The following is a 17,434-nucleotide window of genomic DNA, read 5'->3' on the forward strand; positions in this document are numbered from 1 at the left end:
ATGGGCGAGCGTATGACGGCAATATTCGCCGCGTAGGGATGCTCAGCTAGGAATGATCGAGCAGAGTTGCAAGAGGTCGGCGCATTGCCGTTTGCCCCGTATGCGCAGCATATGAATGCGCAAGGGATCAGTTGGTCATCCGGTATTATGTGTCTTATCGGTCACGCCGATCACCCAATATTACAAGGGAAAGCTGTTGCCTTACGCTATGTGGGGCGGTCTGATTAAGCCTCCGTTCAGCGCAAGTATTATTGCATCTCACCAAGCGTAATTCGAAATTTGAATAAGCAGTTTCAGTGTGATAGCCTGACATTGGCCTATCGCGGTACATCTTTGGGGGACGGGCTTCTGAATATTTACGCCTGGCTTGTTGTTCAGCGGAAAACCGCCATTGGGCTCAGCGCACCCAACGGCGCATGCAGGTGCCGTTTTAACGCTTGTGAATGTCATGTATGGCCCTTAGAACCCCGGCAAATTTGATTAGGTGAAAGCAAGTGTCGATCAAAGCCGTAATTCTTAGTCTGCCAAAAGACGTAGACCGGCGACGCTCCTGCGAAGACGAACTTGCGCGCCTGGGTTTGCAGTATGAATTTTCGGACGCCCTTGCCGGTGATCAGCTGAACGAAACCGACCTGGGTCGTTACTATGACGCGGACATGAACCGTAGCAAGTTCAAACGTCCCCTCAGCGCAAACGAAGTGGCCTGTGCGCTTGGACATCGGCAAATCTGGCAAGCTGTAGCCGAGTCCGAGGATCACGTTGTTCTGGTGCTGGAGGACGATGCGACTTTTGTGCAGGACCCGACGGCCTTTCTGAGAGCATTGTCGAAATGTTCCGAATGCTTTGAAGATGTCATGATCAAACTGGATGGCGTTTCAGGCCGAAATAATCAGATACTGAAACCCTTTGCTGATCAGAACCTTGTCTTGTCGGATTGTCTGCCGCCCAGAACCACGGGTTATATTCTGGGTCGCCGTGCTGCGGCACAATTGCTTCGGGTACACGCGCCGTTTGCGCGGCCTGTGGACATCGATCTCAAGTTTTATTGGGAACACAAAGTCCCAATCCTGACCCTGGCAGAGCAGATGGTGGCCGAGCGTGGGGTGTTTGACAGCAACATTGAAGCCTGCCGCACCAGCAAGAAAAGCGAGTCGTCCATCGGCCGGTTCGTGCGGAACCTGTTGTACCAGATCAAGTACACCTACGGGCGGCTCAGCCATCCCCTGAAGCCAGAGATGATTGAAGGGCTGGGCCCCTTGCTGCGCACGGATAACACGCTTCGGAACCGTATATGAAAAAGAACCTTGTCGTCGTCCGTGCGGGCGGCAAATCCCTCCATACCCGTTGGACGGAGATTCCCTATGAAGACCGGAACTATGACCTTCTGATCAGTTATTTCTCGGACGAGGCTTTTGCGGCGTTCCAGCCAGAGCCTGGGGTCGAGGCGGTTCTGATCAAGGGCGGGAAATGGGACGGGCTGTTCGCGACCCTGTCAGATCGGGATTTGGATGCGTATGACTTCTACTGGCTGCCCGATGACGATCTGGACATCAGCGCGCAGGATGTGAACGCGCTGTTTGATGCGATGAACACGCATGGTCTGAGGATCGCGCAGCCCTCGCTCAGCCCCGAAAGCTATTTCTCGCATTTTGTGTTCAGCCAATGCCCCGGATTTGTGCTGCGATACACCAACTACATCGAGATCATGGCCCCCTGCCTGCACCGGGATGTTCTCAGGAAGGCCCTGCCTTTGTTTCGCGGCACGATGAGCGGGTATGGGCTGGACTATATCTGGTGCCGCTGGGACGAGGCCGGAGCATATCGCACTGCCATTCTGGACGGGATTGCGATGCATCATACCCGACCCATCGGCAAGAACCTGAAGGCGGTGATGGCTGAGACGGGCAACATGAGCTCGGAAGAGGAAGAGGCGGTCTTGAAAGAGATGTTCGATCTGTCTCGCCGCACGGTCCCGATTGTCTTTGCCGGGATTTTGCAGGGCGGTCAGCCAGTCTCTGGCCGGGTACAGGTAGGCTGGCGCATGTGCCGGGGCTGGATGTCGGTTCTGCCGCGTTTTCGCAGCACCAGCGAGGCCCGCGCCGGGATATTCAAGATCGCGCGGCGACAGCTGAGCAAACCGTTGGATATGACGACAATTTCCAAAAAGACCTGAGCGGGAACAGCAATGCGCAGGCAGAGTGCATTGATACAAGGGGCCCAACAAGACTCTGGTTGCAAGATATTCTGCAATCAAATATCGACACATACCGCCAACAGAAACCGAGAAGGCCGGGAATGTCTGGAAAATATTTGATGGTGGGCGCGGGCTTGTCCGGCGCTGTAATCGGTCGGTACCTGGCAGAGGCGGGCCATGACGTCACCGTCGTCGACTCGCGGGATCACATTGGCGGAAACTGCCACACGGCCCGCGATGAAAAAACCGGTGTGCTGCTGCATGTCTACGGGCCCCATATCTTTCACACAGACGACGCCGAGGTGTGGGATTACGTAAACCGGTTCGAGACCTTCCTGCCTTACAAGAACCGTGTCAAAACCACGTCGCGCGACGCGGACGGCGAACGCGGCGTATTCTCGCTGCCGATCAACTTACACACGATCAACCAGTTCTTCGGCAAAACCCTGCGCCCGGATGAGGCTGAAGCTTTCATCACGCAAGAGCAGGCAGACACCAGTATCGACGACCCCCAGACATTCGAGGAACAGGCGCTGCGCTTTGTCGGCAAGGATTTGTACGAAGCGTTTTTCAAGGGTTACACGAAAAAGCAATGGGGCCTTCATCCGTCGGAATTACCGGCATCCATCCTGAAAAGATTGCCGGTCCGGTTTAATTACGACGACAATTATTTCTTTCATCGCTTTCAGGGGATGCCGGAAAACGGTTACAGCGCGATGATCGGGGCCATTCTGGATCATCCCGGGATCACCGTGCATCTGAACACCCAGTTCACCAAGGATATGGGCGCAGACTACGATCATGTGTTCTATTCGGGGCCGCTTGACGGGTATTTCGACTACCAGTTGGGGCGCCTTGGCTATCGCACGCTTGATTTCGAACGGTTTGACTATGATGGGGATTACCAAGGCTGTGCGGTCATGAATTATGGTGACGAGGACGTGCCCTATACCCGTATCACCGAGCACAAGCATTTTGCCCCATGGGAACAGCACGAAAGCTCGGTCTGCTATCGCGAGTTCTCTCGATTGGCAGAACCCGGTGACACGCCTTACTATCCAATCCGTCAGGTGAAGGAAAAGGAGTTGCTCGGATCCTACGTTGATCTTGCTCGTTCAACGGACGGAGTGACGTTCGTAGGCCGGTTGGGAACCTATCGCTACCTCGATATGGACGTGACAATCCGCGAAGCCCTCGACACCGCCCGCGCATTTGAGGCGAGTCTTAGCAAAGGCGAGAAAGCCCCTGCGTTCTTTGTTGCGCCGCTCTAAACGCCCGTTTTAAAAAGCACAAAAATAAGGCTTCGGCTGCGTCCGCAAAGCTGTCGAAACATCTTGCACTGCGCTCTTGCTACTGCGTCAAAGCAGTCGGCATCGAACTCTTTTATGTGTGCCAGGTCACGGCGGACCACTTGCGAAGGGGGCTGGTGGACAAGGAGCATAGGACTCAAGCACCACTGAAACACGCAACGGCAGCTCTGCAAGCAGAATGATTGCGTAATTAGGGGACAACTTTGATTTTGGTCGGAGTGAGAGGATTCGAACCTCCGACCCCTGCCTCCCGAAGACAGTGCTCTACCAGGCTGAGCTACACTCCGACCGTGGCGGCGGGTCTATACCCGGTGTTTGGGATGTGCAAGAGGGATATTTCTATATCTCGCGGGCAACTGGAATAGGCAGGCGCGCGGGTCAAGCGCAGCTATGCGGGCCTTTAGGGCAGCGGGCCGGATTGGTAGAGTTTGATTTTCGTGCCGCCGTGATCGACCACTGGCCCGGCGGACAAATCAGGCAAGCGGGTGGATCGGGCGAGAGAAGGATTGCTGGTCACGATCCCGACGCGCCAGCCGGAAAAGCGCGCCAGCAGGGTCTTGCCGAGGCTGCCGTAAAGCGATCTGAGGCGTTTTTCATCGCCGATGCGGGCTCCGTAAGGCGGGTTGACGATGACCAGCCCGGCGGGGCCTTCGGGTGGTTTTATGTCGCTGACCGCGCGTTGGGTGAAATGGGCCACGTCCGAAACACCGGCCTGATCTGCGTTTGCGGTGGCGGCTTCGATGGCGCCTGCATTCCGGTCCGAGCCGTAGAACCTGATGGACGTCTGTACCTCAGGCCCGGTTACGCGCAGCGCGTCAAACGCTTGTGCGTCAAAGCAGGCGAGGTCTTCGAACGCAAACCGGCGCGAGCGGCCGGGGGGCAGGCTAAGGGCGATCTCGGCGGCTTCGATCACGAAAGTGCCCGAGCCGCACATGGGGTCCAGCACCGGCTCGGTCCCGTCAAAGCCGCAATTGCGCAGGAACATGGCAGCCATGGTCTCGCGCATTGGCGCTTTGGCGATGGCGGGTTTGTGGCCGCGTTTGTGCAAAGGCTCGCCCGAGGTATCCAGCGACAGGGTGCAGACGTCTTTGTCGATGCGCAGCATGACGCGCAGGTCTGCCTCGGATGAAATCGGCGCGCCCAGCGTTTCCGAGATGGCGCGTTCCACGCGTTGGCGCGCAGCTCCGGCATGATAGATGCGCGATTTGCGGCTGGTGGCCTCGACCTTCACGGGGATGCCGGGGCGCAGGAATGTGGCCCATGGAAATTTGCGGGCGCGTTTGTCCAGTTGTGCCAGATGAACAGCGGGGAAACTGCCGATCCGGACCAGAACCTTGTTTGCCCCGCGCAGGCACAGATTGGCGCGCCAGACCTCGGACCAGTCGCCCCGGCAACTGACGCCGCCGGCCACGCGATGGGCGTTTGCGAATCCGTTCTGAACGGCTTCGTCGCAGAGCGGCGCCTCGAGGCCCGGGGTCGCCGCCAAAAAGATCTCGAACTGGTCAGATGTTGTCATTTCCGTTGCTTACACCGGATAGAAACCGGGCGCGACACGGTTTTTTTTATGCTAGATTGCTGCCATTGTGCCTGTTCACACAGAAAGTGATAGGGTTTCCGCATTTTCGGCGGTAACAGGTTTGCGTTTCGCGACAGGCGCGCGTAAAGGGTCCGTGATCGAAAGAACGCCAGCGGATTTTGGCAGGGAAATGGCGCTTTTGCCCTCCCTTGGATGAGACAATTCGCGCTATCTCGGGCCATGACCCGATGGCAGAGATGGTCGGCGCAGTTAAAGAGGCTTGGAAGACAGTAGCGACATGCAAACTTTCAAACTGAAGAAGGGGATGGAATTGCCGGTTCAGGGTGCGCCTGAACAGAAAATCCATCCGGGGCCGGAATTCAAAACCGTAGCGGCGTTGGGCGCAGATTATCTGGGGCTCAAACCACGCATGCTGGTGCAGGAAGGGGATGCTGTTCAACGCGGCACGCCCTTGTTTTGTCACAAGGATGCGCCCGATGCGATGATGGTGGCCCCGCTGACCGGCAAGGTCGTGGCCATCAATCGCGGTGCGCGCCGCGTGCTGCAAAGCGTGGTGATTGAGGTATCGGACCCCAATGATGCAGGCGTCGATTTCTCGGGGGTTGGCAATGCCGACAGTGCCGAAGGCGTGACCGAAAAGCTGTGTGCCGCCGGTCTGTGGACCGCGTTCCGCACACGGCCCTATTCGAAAATGCCCGAACCCGGTACTAAACCCGCTGCAATCTTCGTGACGGCGATGGATTCCGAACCTCTGGCCGCAGATGCCGCTGTGATCATTGCGGATGCGGGGGATGCGTTTGCTGCGGGTCTTGGGACCATTGCAAAACTGACCGAGGGCAAGACATATCTGTGCCACAAGGACGGCGACAGCGTTCCCGGTGCGGATGCGCCCGGTGTTGAAGCCGCCGCCTTCGCGGGCCCGCACCCGGCAGGTCTGGCTGGTACGCATATCCACTTCCTTGAACCTCTGGCAGGCGACAAACAGGTCTGGACCATCGGCTATCAGGACGTGATTGCCATCGGTCGTTTGGTGCAGACCGGTCATCTGGACCCGAATATCGTCATCGCGATCAGCGGTCCCGGCGCGCGTCAGCCGCGCCTGATCCGTACCGTCATGGGCGCGTCGACCGACGATCTGACCCGGGACGAGGTCAATGTCGATGGCACGCCCCGGATCATCTCGGGTTCGATCCTGTCGGGAACGCAGGCCGATGGACCGACCGCTTATCTGGGGCGCTTTGCCCGCCAGATCTCGATCATTCGCGAAGATCACGACCAGCATACGCTGGGCTGGATCCTTCCGATGCCGTCGAAATTCGCGGTGCAGCCGGTTCTGGGGTCTGCCCTTGCCAAGAAGCTGTTTCCGCTGACCTCGAACCTGAATGGCGGACGCCGCGCGATGGTTCCGACCGGCACGTTCGAGCAGTTGATGCCGCAGGACTACCTGCCGACACAGCTGCTGCGCGCGCTGCTGGTGATGGACACCGATACCGCGCAAGCGCTGGGTGCTTTGGAGCTGGACGAAGAGGATCTGGGCCTTGTCGGCTTTGCCTGTCCGGCGAAATATGAATACGGGCTGGCGCTGCGCGACTGCCTGACCAAGATTGAAAAGGAGGGCTGAGCCAAATGGGTTTGCGCAGCTTCTTTGATCGGATCGAGCCGAACTTTACCAAGGGCGGCAAGTACGAGAAGTACTTCCCCATCTACGAGATGGTGGAAAGCTTTATCTACACTCCGAAAACCGTAACCACCGTCGCGCCGCATGCGCGGTCGTATATCGATATGAAGCGGATCATGACCTATGTCGTGTTCGCGACAATCCCCTGTATCCTGTGGGGGATGTATAACACCGGTTATCAGGCGAACTCGGCCATTGCTGCGCTGGGGCCTGACTCGGCGACCGGATGGCGGATTGCGCTGTTGCAGATGTTTGGGATTTCGCTGGACCCCTCCAGCGTCTTTGCCAATGTGATGCACGGGCTGATGTATTTCCTGCCGATCTACATCGTGACGCTGGTTGCAGGCGGTATCTTCGAGGTCATCTTTGCCACCGTGCGCGGGCACGAAGTAAACGAAGGTTTCCTCGTCACCTCAATGCTTTACACGCTGATCATGCCAGCTACTGCGCCCTTGTGGCAGGTGGCGCTGGGGATCATCTTCGGCGTTGTGATCGGGAAAGAGGTCTTTGGCGGCACCGGCAAGAACTTCCTCAACCCTGCTCTAGTGGGCCGGGCGTTCCTGTATTTCGCTTATCCGGCCAGCATGTCCGGTGACACGGTCTGGACGCCGGTTGACGGGTTCTCGGGCGCGACTGCATTGTCCGTTTCTGCCTCGCAGGGCTTTCAGGCGCTGGCCGCGGATGGCATCACCTGGTGGAATGCGTTCTTTGGTTCGATTCAGGGAAGCTTTGGCGAAACCTCGACGCTGGCCTGTATGATCGGTCTGGCCTTCCTGTTGGCCACGCGGATTGCCAACTATCGCCTGATCATCGGCTGTCTGGCGGGCACCATTGGCTTTACCCTGCTGCTGAACCTGATCGGGTCCGACACCAACCCTATGTTTGCGATGCCATGGTACTGGCACATCGTCATCGGCGGCTACGCTTTTGGTCTGGCCTTCATGGTGACCGAGCCGGTCTCGGCCAGCCACACCAACATGGGCCGCTATATCTACGGCGCGCTGATCGGTGTCATGGTTGTGATGATCCGTGTCATCAACCCGGCTTTCCCCGAAGGCATGATGCTCGCCATTCTGTTCGGCAACGTCTTTGCACCGCTGATCGACTATTTCGTCGTCCAAGCCAACATCAAACGGAGGGCGCGTCGCCATGTCTGATACGCAATCCCCAGAACCCAAGGGCGCGATTGCCAAGTTTCTGGCGGCCTCGCCGGATTCGGTCGGCAAGACGATCTTCATCGCGGTCGCCGTCTGTCTTGTCGCCTCGATGGTTGTCTCGGCCGCGGCGGTCAGCCTGCGTCCGGTGCAAGAGGTCAACCGCCTGAAGGACAAACAGATCAACGTGCTGCAGGTGGCAGGCGTTTATGAGCCGGGCACCGACGTGACCGAAGCTTTCGCCGCGTTCGAGCCGCATGTTGTGGAACTGTCCACCGGCGATTTCGTCGATGACCAGTTCGATCCGGCCACCTTCGACGACATTGCCGCCGCCAGCGATCCTGAGCTGAGCGTTGCGCTGGACGATGACCCGGCTGGTATTGGCCGCAAGTCGAAGTATCGCGTGATCTATCTGCTGCGGGACGATGCGGGTGAACTGGACAAGGTAATCCTGCCGCTGCATGGCTATGGCCTGTGGTCCACGCTCTATGGCTTTATCGCGCTGGAAAATAACGGCAACGATATCTACGGCCTGCAATTCTATCAGCATGGTGAAACCCCCGGCCTTGGGGCCGAGGTGGACAACCCCCGCTGGAAAGCGCTTTGGAACGGTAAAAAGCTGCGCGATGACAATGGCGATCTGCAGATCACCGTGTCGAAATCCCAGCCTGCCGCCGGACCTGATTTCTATATCGATGCGCTGGCAGGGGCGACCCTGACCTCGGTCGGTGTCGATAACCTGGTGAAATTCTGGATGGGCGACGCGGGCTATGCTCCGTTCCTGGCCAAGCTGCAAGCAGGAGAGTTCTGATGTCTCAGACCAAGAAAGAGATGCTGGTCGACCCGCTTGTCGACAACAACCCGATTACCTTGCAGGTGCTGGGCATCTGTTCCGCGCTGGCGGTGACCTCGTCGCTGCAAGTGTCGATGGTGATGGCACTGGCGGTGATCTTCGTGACCTCGTTCTCGTCCTTCTTCATCTCGTGCCTGCGCAACCAGATTCCGGGCTCGATCCGGATCATCGTGCAGATGGTGATCATCGCCTCGCTGGTGATCCTGGTGGACCAGATCCTCAAGGCTTACGCGTTTGAGATTTCGAAAACCCTGTCGGTTTTCGTTGGTCTGATCATCACCAACTGTATCGTGATGGGCCGCGCCGAGGCGTTTGCGATGAAAAACCCGCCGGTCGCGTCCTTCATCGACGGGATGGGCAACGGCATGGGCTATGGTCTGATCCTGCTGCTGGTCGGCTTCATTCGCGAGCTGTTTGGGGCGGGTTCGCTGTTTGGCATCACCATTCTGGAGACCGTCAACAACGGCGGCTGGTACGTGCCCAACGGCATGTTGCTGCTGCCGCCGTCGGCGTTCTTCATTATCGGTCTGATCATCTGGGCCTTCCGCACATGGAAGCCGAACCAGGTGGAAGAGCGTGAATACAAAATTCAGCAGGTAGAGGCCCACTGATGGAAGGTCTGATCTCACTGGCCGTAAAGGCCATCTTTGTCGAAAACCTTGCGCTCAGCTTCTTTCTGGGGATGTGTACCTTCATCGCCGTTTCGAAGAAGATCTCGACAGCGCTGGGTCTGGGGATTTCGGTGATGCTGGTTCAGGCGATCACCGTGCCTGCCAACAACCTGCTGCTGAACTACCTGCTGAAACCGGGCGCGCTGGCCTGGGCCGGGTTCCCGGATGTGGACCTGACCTTTCTTGGCCTGATCTCGTATATCGGTGTCATCGCGGCGATGGTTCAGATCCTCGAGATGATCCTGGATAAGTATTTCCCGCCGCTTTACAACGCGCTGGGGATCTTCCTGCCGCTGATCACAGTGAACTGCGCCATCCTTGGTGGCTCGCTGTTCATGGTCGAGCGGGACTATAACTTTGCCGAGGCGGCGACCTATGGTCTGTCTTCGGGCTTTGGCTGGGCGCTGGCGATCACCGCGATGGCGGGTGTGCGCGAAAAGCTGAAATATTCGGACATTCCGGACGGCTTGCAGGGTCTTGGCATCACCTTCATCACTGCGGGACTGATGGCTATGGCCTTTATGTCCTTCTCGGGCGTGAAACTGTAAGGAGGGCGCAATGGAAACCTTTAGCTTAGGCGTCATCCTATTCACTCTGATCGTTCTGGGACTGGTTGCCATCATCATGGCCGCCCGCTCGCGCCTGGTGTCGACCGGTAACGTCAACATCACGATCAACGGTGAGAAAACCGTATCCGTTCCGGCGGGTGGCAAGCTGCTGCAAACGCTGGCGGCCGAGAAACTGTTCGTTCCTTCCGCTTGCGGCGGCGGCGGTACTTGTGCGCAATGCCGGGTGAAGGTGCATTCGGGTGGCGGGTCGATCCTGCCGACCGAGGAAAGCCACATCACCAAGCGTGAGGCATCCTGCGGCGACCGCCTGTCCTGTCAGGTTGCGGTCAAGCAGGACATGGAAATCGAAGTCCCGGAAGAGGTCTTTGGCGTCAAGAAGTGGGAATGTACCGTTCGCTCGAACGAGAACGTGGCGACCTTCATCAAGGCCCTGACGCTGGACCTGCCAGAAGGTGAAGACGTAAACTTCCGCGCCGGTGGCTATATCCAGATCGAGGCCCCCGCGCACCAGTTGAAATACACCGATTTCGACGTTGAGGAAGAGTATCGCGAGGATTGGGACAAGTTCAATCTGTGGCAATACGAGTCCGTCGTGAACGAGCCAATCGAACGTGCCTATTCCATGGCCAACTATCCGGATGAGAAGGGCATGATCATGTTGAACGTTCGGGTTGCCTCACCACCTCCGGGCTCCGAAGGGATCCCCGCCGGTCAAATGTCGTCGTATATCTTCAACCTGAAACCGGGTGATAAGGTGACGATCTCGGGTCCGTTTGGTGAGTTCTTTGCCCGCGAGACAGAAAAAGAGATGGTCTTCATCGGAGGTGGCGCCGGTATGGCACCCATGCGCAGCCACATCTTCGACCAGCTCAAGCGACTGGAAAACCGCAACCGCAAGATCACCTTCTGGTACGGTGCGCGTTCGAAGAAAGAGATGTTCTTTGTCGAGGATTTCGATCAGTTGGCCGAGGAGTTCGACAATTTCGAATGGCACGTGGCGCTTTCGGATGCTCAGCCCGAGGACGATTGGAAAGGCTACACCGGCTTTATCCATAACGTTCTGTACGACGAATACCTCAAGAACCATCCCGCGCCCGAGGATTGCGAGTTCTATATGTGTGGCCCGCCAATCATGAACCAGTCGGTCATCAACATGCTGCTGGATCTTGGCGTGGATCGCGAAGACATCATGCTCGACGATTTCGGCGGGTAAGACTAACGCAGGATTAAGCTTGAAAAGCCCCGCTCACTGGCAGCGGGGCTTTGCTTTTTTGTGGCCTTGAGCAACTACCGAGATGGCTTAGATCTGCGTCCAGCCAGCCTTCAGCCAGGCCGCAAATTCCGCCTCGTCAACCTGTCCCGCTGCAAGGTCCTCCATCATCTGGACACCTTTGACCGGGTCGGGCAGGAAGGCATATCCATTGAGCCTCAGAAAGGTCACGGCGGTGACGAAAGCCGTGCGTTTGTTGCCGTCGATGAACGCATGTGCCTTGGCGATGCCGAACGCATAGGCCGCTGCGATTGCCGCCAGATCGGCGTTCTCATAGGCCGCGAGATTCATGGCGCGTGCGCAGCCCATCTCCAACAGCGCCCGGTCGCGCATACCGGGCGCGCCGCCATGGCGTGAGATTTGTCGGTCGTGAATGGCGATGACTGCGGCCAGCGGAACCCAGATCCGCGGCTTCAAGCCAAGGCCTGCAGAAGGTCGCGGTTTTCATCCATGACGACCTCAGCCGCGGCCAGCGCCTCGGCCACCGAAGGGTCATGCGCCATGACTTTCAACGTGCCATCATCCCCACGCAGCACAAAAAGGGTGTCCCCCTCCTTGGCATCGAGGATGGTCAGCATTTCGGTCGACAATGTCATAACGGCCGAGTTTCCGACCTTGCGGATCTTGGTTTCGATCATTTGGACCTCCGGTATATATGGATGTATATACTGAAAGCAGCCCCATTTCGCAAGCTTGGGGGCTTGAGGCCCCCAGGGCTTGTCGGATCTAGGCCTAAAGCCTCAGATCGCTGGCCTCACGCGGCAGGCAGGATTTGATGTCATAAATGATGCTTTGCGATTTGCCATACGCGCGGAATTGGTCCGGATCGAGCGTTTTGTATTCCTCATGCGCGACGGCCAGAATGACGCCATCATAGGCCCCGTCCTGTGGCGTTTCGATCAGGGACAGACCATATTCCGCCTGCGCCGCTGCCGGGTCGGCATGCGGGTCGTGCACATCGACGCTGACGCCATAGCTTTGCAGTTCCTCGATAATATCAACCACGCGTGTGTTGCGCAGATCCGGGCAGTTTTCCTTGAAGGTCAGCCCCAGCACCAGAACCCGCGCCGCGCCGACATTGATACCGTCGCGCGTCATCCGCTTGATCAGTTGCGAGACCACATAACCGCCCATCCCGTCATTCAGGCGCCGCCCGGCGAGGATGATCTGAGGGTGGTGCCCCACCGCCTCGGCCTTGTGGGTCAGGTAATAGGGGTCGATGCCGATACAATGCCCACCGACCAGACCGGGGCGGAAGGGTAGAAAGTTCCACTTGGTGCCTGCGGCACGCAGAACGGCCTCGGTATCGATTTCCATCCGGCCGAAGATCATCGCCAATTCGTTCACCAAGGCAATGTTCAGGTCTCGTTGCGTGTTCTCGATGACCTTTGCGGCCTCGGCGACGCGGATGCTCTCGGCCTTGTGGGTTCCGGCGGTGATGATCCGCGCGTAAAGCGCATCGACCAGATCGGCCACGTCGGGGGTCGAGCCCGAGGTGACTTTGCAGATATCCGCAATCCGATGGGTTTTGTCGCCGGGATTGATCCGTTCAGGGCTGTAGCCTGCATAGAAATCGGCGTTGAACCGCAGGCCCGAGGCGCGTTCCAGCACCGGCACACAGTCTTCCTCGGTCGCGCCGGGATAGACGGTGGATTCGTAGATCACCAGATCGCCGGGTTTCAGAACCCCGCCCACCGTTTCGGACGCCGCCAGCAAAGGCGACAGGTCCGGCCGTTTGCCCGGCGTGATCGGGGTGGGAACGGTGACGATATAGGTGTCACAGGCCGCCAGATCCGACACATTGGTGGTAAAGCTCAGCCCTGAGGCGGCGGCAAGATCTTCGGGCTCGACCTCTTGCGTGGCATCATTGCCACCGCGCAAGGCGTCGATGCGCGGCTGGTTGATGTCAAAGCCGATAACGGGGCCGATCTTGCCAAAGGCCACGGCCAGCGGCAGGCCGACATAGCCCAGTCCAATAACAGCGATCTTGCGGGCATCCGGGTTTGTGTCCAGCATCAAGCTTTGCCCCTTATTTGCCGTGATACTCTCGGAACCACTCGACAAAGCGGGCGATTCCATCCTTGAAATCGGTTTGCGGGCGGAAACCGGTCAGGCGTTGCAGCAGGTCTGTATTGGCCCATGTGGCGGGAACATCGCCCATCTGCATCGGCATATAATTGCGGATTGCCTCTTTGCCCACCGCCTCTTCGATGGCTTCCACGAAGTCCATCAGGCGCACCTTGTCGCCATTGCCGATATTGACGACCCGATAGGGGGCGACCGGGGACAGGCTGTCGCCGTCATCGATCTCATCCGCGCTGGCGGGTCGGACCGGAGGCACATCGATCAACAATCGGATGCCACGGACAAGATCGTTCACATTTGTGAAGTCGCGATACATGTCACCGTGGTTGTAGATGTCGATTGGACGATCATCCAGAATCGCATCCACAAATTTATACAGCGCCAGATCGGGCCGTCCCCAGGTGCCATAGACGGTGAAAAAGCGGAACATGGTGGTCGGCAGGTCCCACAGATGCGCGTAGGAATGGCCCATCGCCTCATTCGCCTTTTTGGTGGCCGAGTAGATGGTCAGCTGCGTGTCGGCCTTTTCGACCTCGGTAAAGGGCATATCCTCATTCGCGCCGTAGACCGACGAGGTCGAGGCCATCAGCAGGTGATCGACCTTATGCACACGCGCGACCTCCATCACGTTGAAGGTGCCGACAACATTGGAGTTTATGTAGCTGCGCGGTTCTTCCAGGCTGTAGCGGACACCGGCCTGGGCGGCGAGGTGCACAATGACTTCGGGCTGAAACTCATCGGCGATTTTCATCAGTTGGTCGTGGTCTTCCAGCATGGCCTCGGTCGCGGTGAAGCCCGGCGTCTGCATCAGCATCTGATGGCGGCGCTGTTTCAGGGTGACGTCGTAATAGTCGGTCATCCCGTCATAACCATGAACGCGGAACCCTTCTGACAGCAGCAGCTTGGCCAGATGGAACCCGATGAAACCCGCTGTACCGGTAATCAAAACTCGCTTCATAAAACCCTCGAACACAATAAAACCCTAGGCATCAGGGATACTCTCCTTGCTGCAAGGTCAAGTAGAATCTCCCTTTTATCCGTCATAGCAAATCTGCAACCGGATTGGTCAACATCGTGCCATGGCCCGGAATTGCCGATTGTCGGAACGCATCAGGCCGGGTAGTGAAAGACTGTGATGGTTAGGAACTGGATCAAAGGGTTGTTCGGGCAGGGTGACGCGCAGACCGCAGAGGTTGACGCGCCGGAAATCGCGCCCGAGGAGCGGTTCATCGCAATCGGGGACATTCACGGGCGGCTGGACCTGTTACAGGATCTACTGCCTCGTCTGGATGATACGTGTCCATGGGTGTTTGTCGGCGACTACGTGGATCGCGGCGACAGCAGCGCACAGGTTCTGCATCACCTGCACCACCTCAGCGAATCCTCGGGCGGGCGGATCATCTGTTTGCTGGGCAATCACGAAGAGATGCTGTTGCGTTTTGTCGAAGACCCAAAGCGTGTGGGTCACCTTTGGCAGCAAAACGGCGGCGTTGAGACGCTGAACTCGTTCGGAGTGTCAGGCGGTGCCGAGGTGACAGAAGGCGAACAGGCCGTTGCCGTAGCCGAAGAGCTGCGGCAAGCCATGGGAAATGAGTTGCTGAGCTGGCTGTCAAACCGCCCGCTCAGCTGGACCAGTGGGAATGTCACGGTTGTCCACGCCGCTTTGGACCCGCGCAAGGCGCTGGACGCGCAATTGCGCCAGATTTGCCTGTGGGGGCATCCGATGTTCCGGGTTCAGGCCAGACAGGACGGGCAATGGGTTGTGCACGGGCACACGATTGTCGCCCACGCGCGGGCGCAGAACGGGGTTGTCTCAATCGATACCGGGGCCTATTCCACCAGCCGCCTGACGGCGGCTGAGATATTCAGGGGCGGGGTGCGGTTTACCTCGACCTAACCGACAATCATCTGCTTCATGCGCAGCGCTTCGTATTCCAGTTCTTTAAGGCGGAAATGCACCACGTCGCCGATTGTGATCACGCCGCACAGGTTGCCATCGCGCAGGACCGGCATGTGGCGGAACCGGCCCTCGGTCATCGTTTTCAGAACTTCGTTCAACGGATCATCGGGCGAGCAGGTCTTGACCTCGCGCGTCATCAGATCCTCGACCGATTGCGGCAGGGTCTGGCCGGGCGTGTCCGCCATCCGGCGCACGATGTCGCGTTCCGACAGAATCCCCTGCAGCGCGCCGTTCTGATCGGTTACCAGAACAGCCCCGATCCGCTTTTCTTTCAGGGTGTTGACCACGGAATGGATCGTCTCGTTCGGGCGCACTGAAAACACCGAGTCGCCCTTGCCCTCAAGCAGTTTGGCCACGGTCGTCTGTGACTGCGCCAGATTGGACCCCGTCGTTTGGCTGTGCGTCGTCTTTTTGTCTTTATCGCCGCGCATCGGTGCCTGGTAAGAGGTTGGGGCCATGGGCAATCTCCTTCTTGGTTCTTGCAGTGTCTTTCCCTTTTACCTTAGCGCAGCTAAATGGCCTGTATAGGGTGCAAATGCCCTGATCGGCGAAATCCCGGAGTCTGACCTTGTGAGCGATCTGTACCTGACACCCCCCATCGCGGCGCTGATCTTCTTTGCGGTGGTCGTCTGTGGCCATAATTTCCGCATGGCGTGGAAACAACAGCCCGAGGGTTGGCAGAAACGCGCGTGGCTGTTCGGGCTTCCGGCGGGGATCGGCCTGTTGGTGCTGGGCTTTTTGCCGCTGAAGCTGTGAAGCCGGTTTGACTCTGACAGGGGGCGCTGGCATATGCCGGGCACTGATTTTCCCCGGAGACCGATCCATGCGTCTGTTGTCTGCACTGGCCCTTGCAACCTTTCTGACCGGCTGCCTGTTCGACAAGGAACCCGACGTGGTGCGCCTGTCGGGCGAGACGATGGGTACGACCTTCAACATCACCGCAATTGGCGAGGATCTGGACGAGGCCGCGCTGGCCGCATCGGTCGAACAGGCACTGGCCGGGGTCAACGCCAAGATGTCGAACTGGGACCCGAATTCCGAGGTTTCGACCTTCTCGGCCTCAACCAGCACCGACCCGGTGGCGATCTCGGACGAATTCGCGTTGGTTTTGGCGGCCGCGAATGATGTGCATGAGAAAACCGGCGGTACTTTCGACGTCACACTGGGCCCGCTGATCGAGCTTTGGGGCTTTGGCCCGCGCAAGCCCGAGGATCCGGTGCCATCGGATGCTGATATTCAGGCCGCCCTGAATGGTGTGGGGCAGGCGCGACTTTTGACGCTGGATGCCTCGGCTGGCACGCTGGCGAAATCTGATCCGTCTGTCGGGATCAACCTGTCGGCGATTGCCAAGGGCTATGGCATCGATGCGGTGGCAGAAACCTTGCAGGATGCGGGGATCGAGGACTATCTGGTCGAAATCGGCGGCGATCTGGTGACCAAAGGCCAGAACGATCAGGGCGAGGCCTGGCGGATCGGCATCGAAAAACCCGAGGCCGGATCGCAGAGCGTGCAGCTGATCGTGTCACTGGATGATCGCGGCATGGCCAGCTCGGGCGATTACAAGAACTTCTTCGAGCAAGATGGCGTGCGCTATTCGCATATCATCGACCCGACCACCGGGCGTCCGATCACGCATCGCACGACCTCGGTCACTGTTCTGGCCGAAAACGCGATGATGGCCGATGCCTGGGCGACTGCCATGCTGGCGCTGGGGCAGGAAAAGGGTCTGGAACTGGCCGAACAGCATAAACTTGCCGTGTATTTCATCTCGCGCGATGTGACAGGCGGCGACGATGCCTATATAACCGTCCACAGCAGCGCGTTCAAAGACGCCCTGGGAACCAACTGACCGGTAGGAACCGACATGAGCACCTTCATTCTGGCCTTTATTCTTCTGTCTCTGGTCATGGTCGGCATGTCGCTGGGTGTGATGCTGATGGGTAAGACCATCAAGGGCAGCTGCGGTGGTCTGAACGCGATCTCGGGCGCGGATAAATGCGTGGTTTGCCAAAAGGATGTCGACCCGAACAGCCCCCTACGCGATCAGCTTCAGTGCAAGCGCGCCAAGAAGATGCTGGAACAGATGGAACGTCAGTCCTGATCTGCATTTGCGCAGCGCCGTTGGAACTGGCTAGATAGCCCTCGGACCAGTC

19 protein-coding genes and 1 tRNA gene are annotated in these 17,434 nt (G+C 58.3%); 13 read left to right on the forward strand and 7 right to left on the reverse strand.

From position 1 onward, the window contains the following. Nucleotides 1–494 precede the first annotated feature (494 nt). The 3 genes from ACR0KX_RS12395 (at nucleotide 495) to glf (ending at nucleotide 3,465) form a co-directional block, all read left to right on the forward strand. A complete protein-coding gene (locus ACR0KX_RS12395) occupies nucleotides 495–1,295 on the forward strand; it encodes a glycosyltransferase family 25 protein (RefSeq protein ID WP_480584881.1) in 801 nt (266 codons plus the stop codon). After that, on the forward strand, nucleotides 1,292–2,173 hold the full coding sequence (locus ACR0KX_RS12400) for a hypothetical protein (protein ID WP_480708470.1): 882 nt from the start codon (nucleotides 1,292–1,294) through the stop codon (nucleotides 2,171–2,173). The genes ACR0KX_RS12395 and ACR0KX_RS12400 overlap by 4 nt, the downstream gene beginning before the upstream one ends. A gap of 122 nt (nucleotides 2,174–2,295) precedes the next feature. Next, the gene (gene glf / locus ACR0KX_RS12405; protein ID WP_480708471.1) at nucleotides 2,296–3,465 is read left to right on the forward strand and encodes a UDP-galactopyranose mutase; all 1,170 of its coding nucleotides are present in this window, start codon (nucleotides 2,296–2,298) and stop codon (nucleotides 3,463–3,465) included. Nucleotides 3,466–3,714: 249 nt separating this feature from the next. Here the strand turns inward: glf and ACR0KX_RS12410 are convergent. Both ACR0KX_RS12410 and ACR0KX_RS12415 read right to left on the reverse strand, forming a co-directional pair. After that, nucleotides 3,715–3,791 (reverse strand) — tRNA-Pro (locus ACR0KX_RS12410). A 113-nt stretch (nucleotides 3,792–3,904) separates the two neighbouring features. Further along, nucleotides 3,905–5,020, reverse strand: coding sequence for a THUMP domain-containing protein (locus ACR0KX_RS12415; RefSeq protein WP_170622246.1), 1,116 nt, complete (start codon nucleotides 5,018–5,020; stop codon nucleotides 3,905–3,907). A gap of 298 nt (nucleotides 5,021–5,318) precedes the next feature. On the opposite strand from ACR0KX_RS12415, the gene ACR0KX_RS12420 reads away from it, so the two are divergent. Genes ACR0KX_RS12420 through nqrF form a run of 6 tightly spaced genes read left to right on the forward strand, consistent with a single transcriptional unit; the run spans nucleotide 5,319 to nucleotide 11,179 of the window. Next, nucleotides 5,319–6,662 (forward strand): Na(+)-translocating NADH-quinone reductase subunit A, encoded by a 1,344-nt coding sequence (locus ACR0KX_RS12420; RefSeq protein WP_170622245.1) that lies wholly within the window; start codon nucleotides 5,319–5,321, stop codon nucleotides 6,660–6,662. Nucleotides 6,663–6,667: 5 nt separating this feature from the next. Beyond that, entirely contained in the window at nucleotides 6,668–7,876 is a 1,209-nt protein-coding gene (locus ACR0KX_RS12425) for an NADH:ubiquinone reductase (Na(+)-transporting) subunit B (RefSeq protein ID WP_170622244.1), read from the forward strand. Then, nucleotides 7,869–8,684, forward strand: a complete 816-nt coding sequence (locus tag ACR0KX_RS12430) for a Na(+)-translocating NADH-quinone reductase subunit C (RefSeq protein WP_170622243.1) — start codon at nucleotides 7,869–7,871, stop codon at nucleotides 8,682–8,684. Before ACR0KX_RS12425 ends, ACR0KX_RS12430 begins: the two co-directional genes overlap by 8 nt. After that, nucleotides 8,684–9,337, forward strand: coding sequence for an NADH:ubiquinone reductase (Na(+)-transporting) subunit D (locus ACR0KX_RS12435; RefSeq protein WP_117873115.1), 654 nt, complete (start codon nucleotides 8,684–8,686; stop codon nucleotides 9,335–9,337). Before ACR0KX_RS12430 ends, ACR0KX_RS12435 begins: the two co-directional genes overlap by 1 nt. Continuing rightward, on the forward strand, nucleotides 9,337–9,945 hold the full coding sequence (nqrE, locus tag ACR0KX_RS12440) for an NADH:ubiquinone reductase (Na(+)-transporting) subunit E (RefSeq protein WP_170453916.1): 609 nt from the start codon (nucleotides 9,337–9,339) through the stop codon (nucleotides 9,943–9,945). Before ACR0KX_RS12435 ends, nqrE begins: the two co-directional genes overlap by 1 nt. A 10-nt stretch (nucleotides 9,946–9,955) precedes the next feature. After that, nucleotides 9,956–11,179 (forward strand): NADH:ubiquinone reductase (Na(+)-transporting) subunit F, encoded by a 1,224-nt coding sequence (nqrF, locus tag ACR0KX_RS12445; protein WP_170622242.1) that lies wholly within the window; start codon nucleotides 9,956–9,958, stop codon nucleotides 11,177–11,179. 87 nt (nucleotides 11,180–11,266) lie between these two features. On the opposite strand, the gene ACR0KX_RS12450 is transcribed toward nqrF, so the two are convergent. The 4 genes from ACR0KX_RS12450 to ACR0KX_RS12465 all read right to left on the reverse strand — a co-directional run bounded on the left by ACR0KX_RS12450 (nucleotide 11,267) and on the right by ACR0KX_RS12465 (nucleotide 14,279). After that, nucleotides 11,267–11,653 carry a type II toxin-antitoxin system death-on-curing family toxin gene (locus tag ACR0KX_RS12450; protein ID WP_170622241.1) on the reverse strand — a complete coding sequence of 129 codons (387 nt, stop codon included), beginning with the start codon at nucleotides 11,651–11,653 and terminating at the stop codon, nucleotides 11,267–11,269. Continuing rightward, entirely contained in the window at nucleotides 11,650–11,874 is a 225-nt protein-coding gene (locus ACR0KX_RS12455; RefSeq protein WP_170622240.1) for an AbrB/MazE/SpoVT family DNA-binding domain-containing protein, read from the reverse strand. The genes ACR0KX_RS12450 and ACR0KX_RS12455 overlap by 4 nt, the downstream gene beginning before the upstream one ends. 94 nt (nucleotides 11,875–11,968) lie before the next feature. Continuing rightward, nucleotides 11,969–13,252, reverse strand: coding sequence for a Vi polysaccharide biosynthesis UDP-N-acetylglucosamine C-6 dehydrogenase TviB (tviB, locus tag ACR0KX_RS12460; RefSeq protein WP_170622239.1), 1,284 nt, complete (start codon nucleotides 13,250–13,252; stop codon nucleotides 11,969–11,971). Between the two features lie 13 nt (nucleotides 13,253–13,265). Next, the gene (locus ACR0KX_RS12465; protein WP_170622238.1) at nucleotides 13,266–14,279 is read right to left on the reverse strand and encodes a GDP-mannose 4,6-dehydratase; all 1,014 of its coding nucleotides are present in this window, start codon (nucleotides 14,277–14,279) and stop codon (nucleotides 13,266–13,268) included. A gap of 177 nt (nucleotides 14,280–14,456) precedes the next feature. Between ACR0KX_RS12465 and ACR0KX_RS12470 the strand changes: the two genes are divergently transcribed. Next, on the forward strand, nucleotides 14,457–15,218 hold the full coding sequence (locus tag ACR0KX_RS12470; protein ID WP_170622237.1) for a metallophosphoesterase: 762 nt from the start codon (nucleotides 14,457–14,459) through the stop codon (nucleotides 15,216–15,218). On the opposite strand, the gene ACR0KX_RS12475 is transcribed toward ACR0KX_RS12470, so the two are convergent. Beyond that, nucleotides 15,215–15,739: a CBS domain-containing protein gene (locus ACR0KX_RS12475; protein ID WP_170453910.1), complete on the reverse strand. Its 525-nt coding sequence runs from the start codon at nucleotides 15,737–15,739 to the stop codon at nucleotides 15,215–15,217. The genes ACR0KX_RS12470 and ACR0KX_RS12475 overlap by 4 nt on opposite strands. 112 nt (nucleotides 15,740–15,851) lie before the next feature. Between ACR0KX_RS12475 and ACR0KX_RS12480 the strand changes: the two genes are divergently transcribed. The 3 genes from ACR0KX_RS12480 (at nucleotide 15,852) to nqrM (ending at nucleotide 17,382) form a co-directional block, all read left to right on the forward strand. Then, nucleotides 15,852–16,037: a hypothetical protein gene (locus tag ACR0KX_RS12480; RefSeq protein ID WP_170453909.1), complete on the forward strand. Its 186-nt coding sequence runs from the start codon at nucleotides 15,852–15,854 to the stop codon at nucleotides 16,035–16,037. Between the two features lie 67 nt (nucleotides 16,038–16,104). Then, nucleotides 16,105–17,130 carry an FAD:protein FMN transferase gene (locus ACR0KX_RS12485; protein WP_480708472.1) on the forward strand — a complete coding sequence of 342 codons (1,026 nt, stop codon included), beginning with the start codon at nucleotides 16,105–16,107 and terminating at the stop codon, nucleotides 17,128–17,130. A 15-nt stretch (nucleotides 17,131–17,145) separates the two neighbouring features. Next, nucleotides 17,146–17,382, forward strand: a complete 237-nt coding sequence (nqrM, locus tag ACR0KX_RS12490) for a (Na+)-NQR maturation NqrM (protein ID WP_170453907.1) — start codon at nucleotides 17,146–17,148, stop codon at nucleotides 17,380–17,382. Nucleotides 17,383–17,434: the final 52 nt, after the last annotated feature.

The sequence above is a fragment of the Ruegeria sp. BG5 genome, assembly GCF_056538425.1.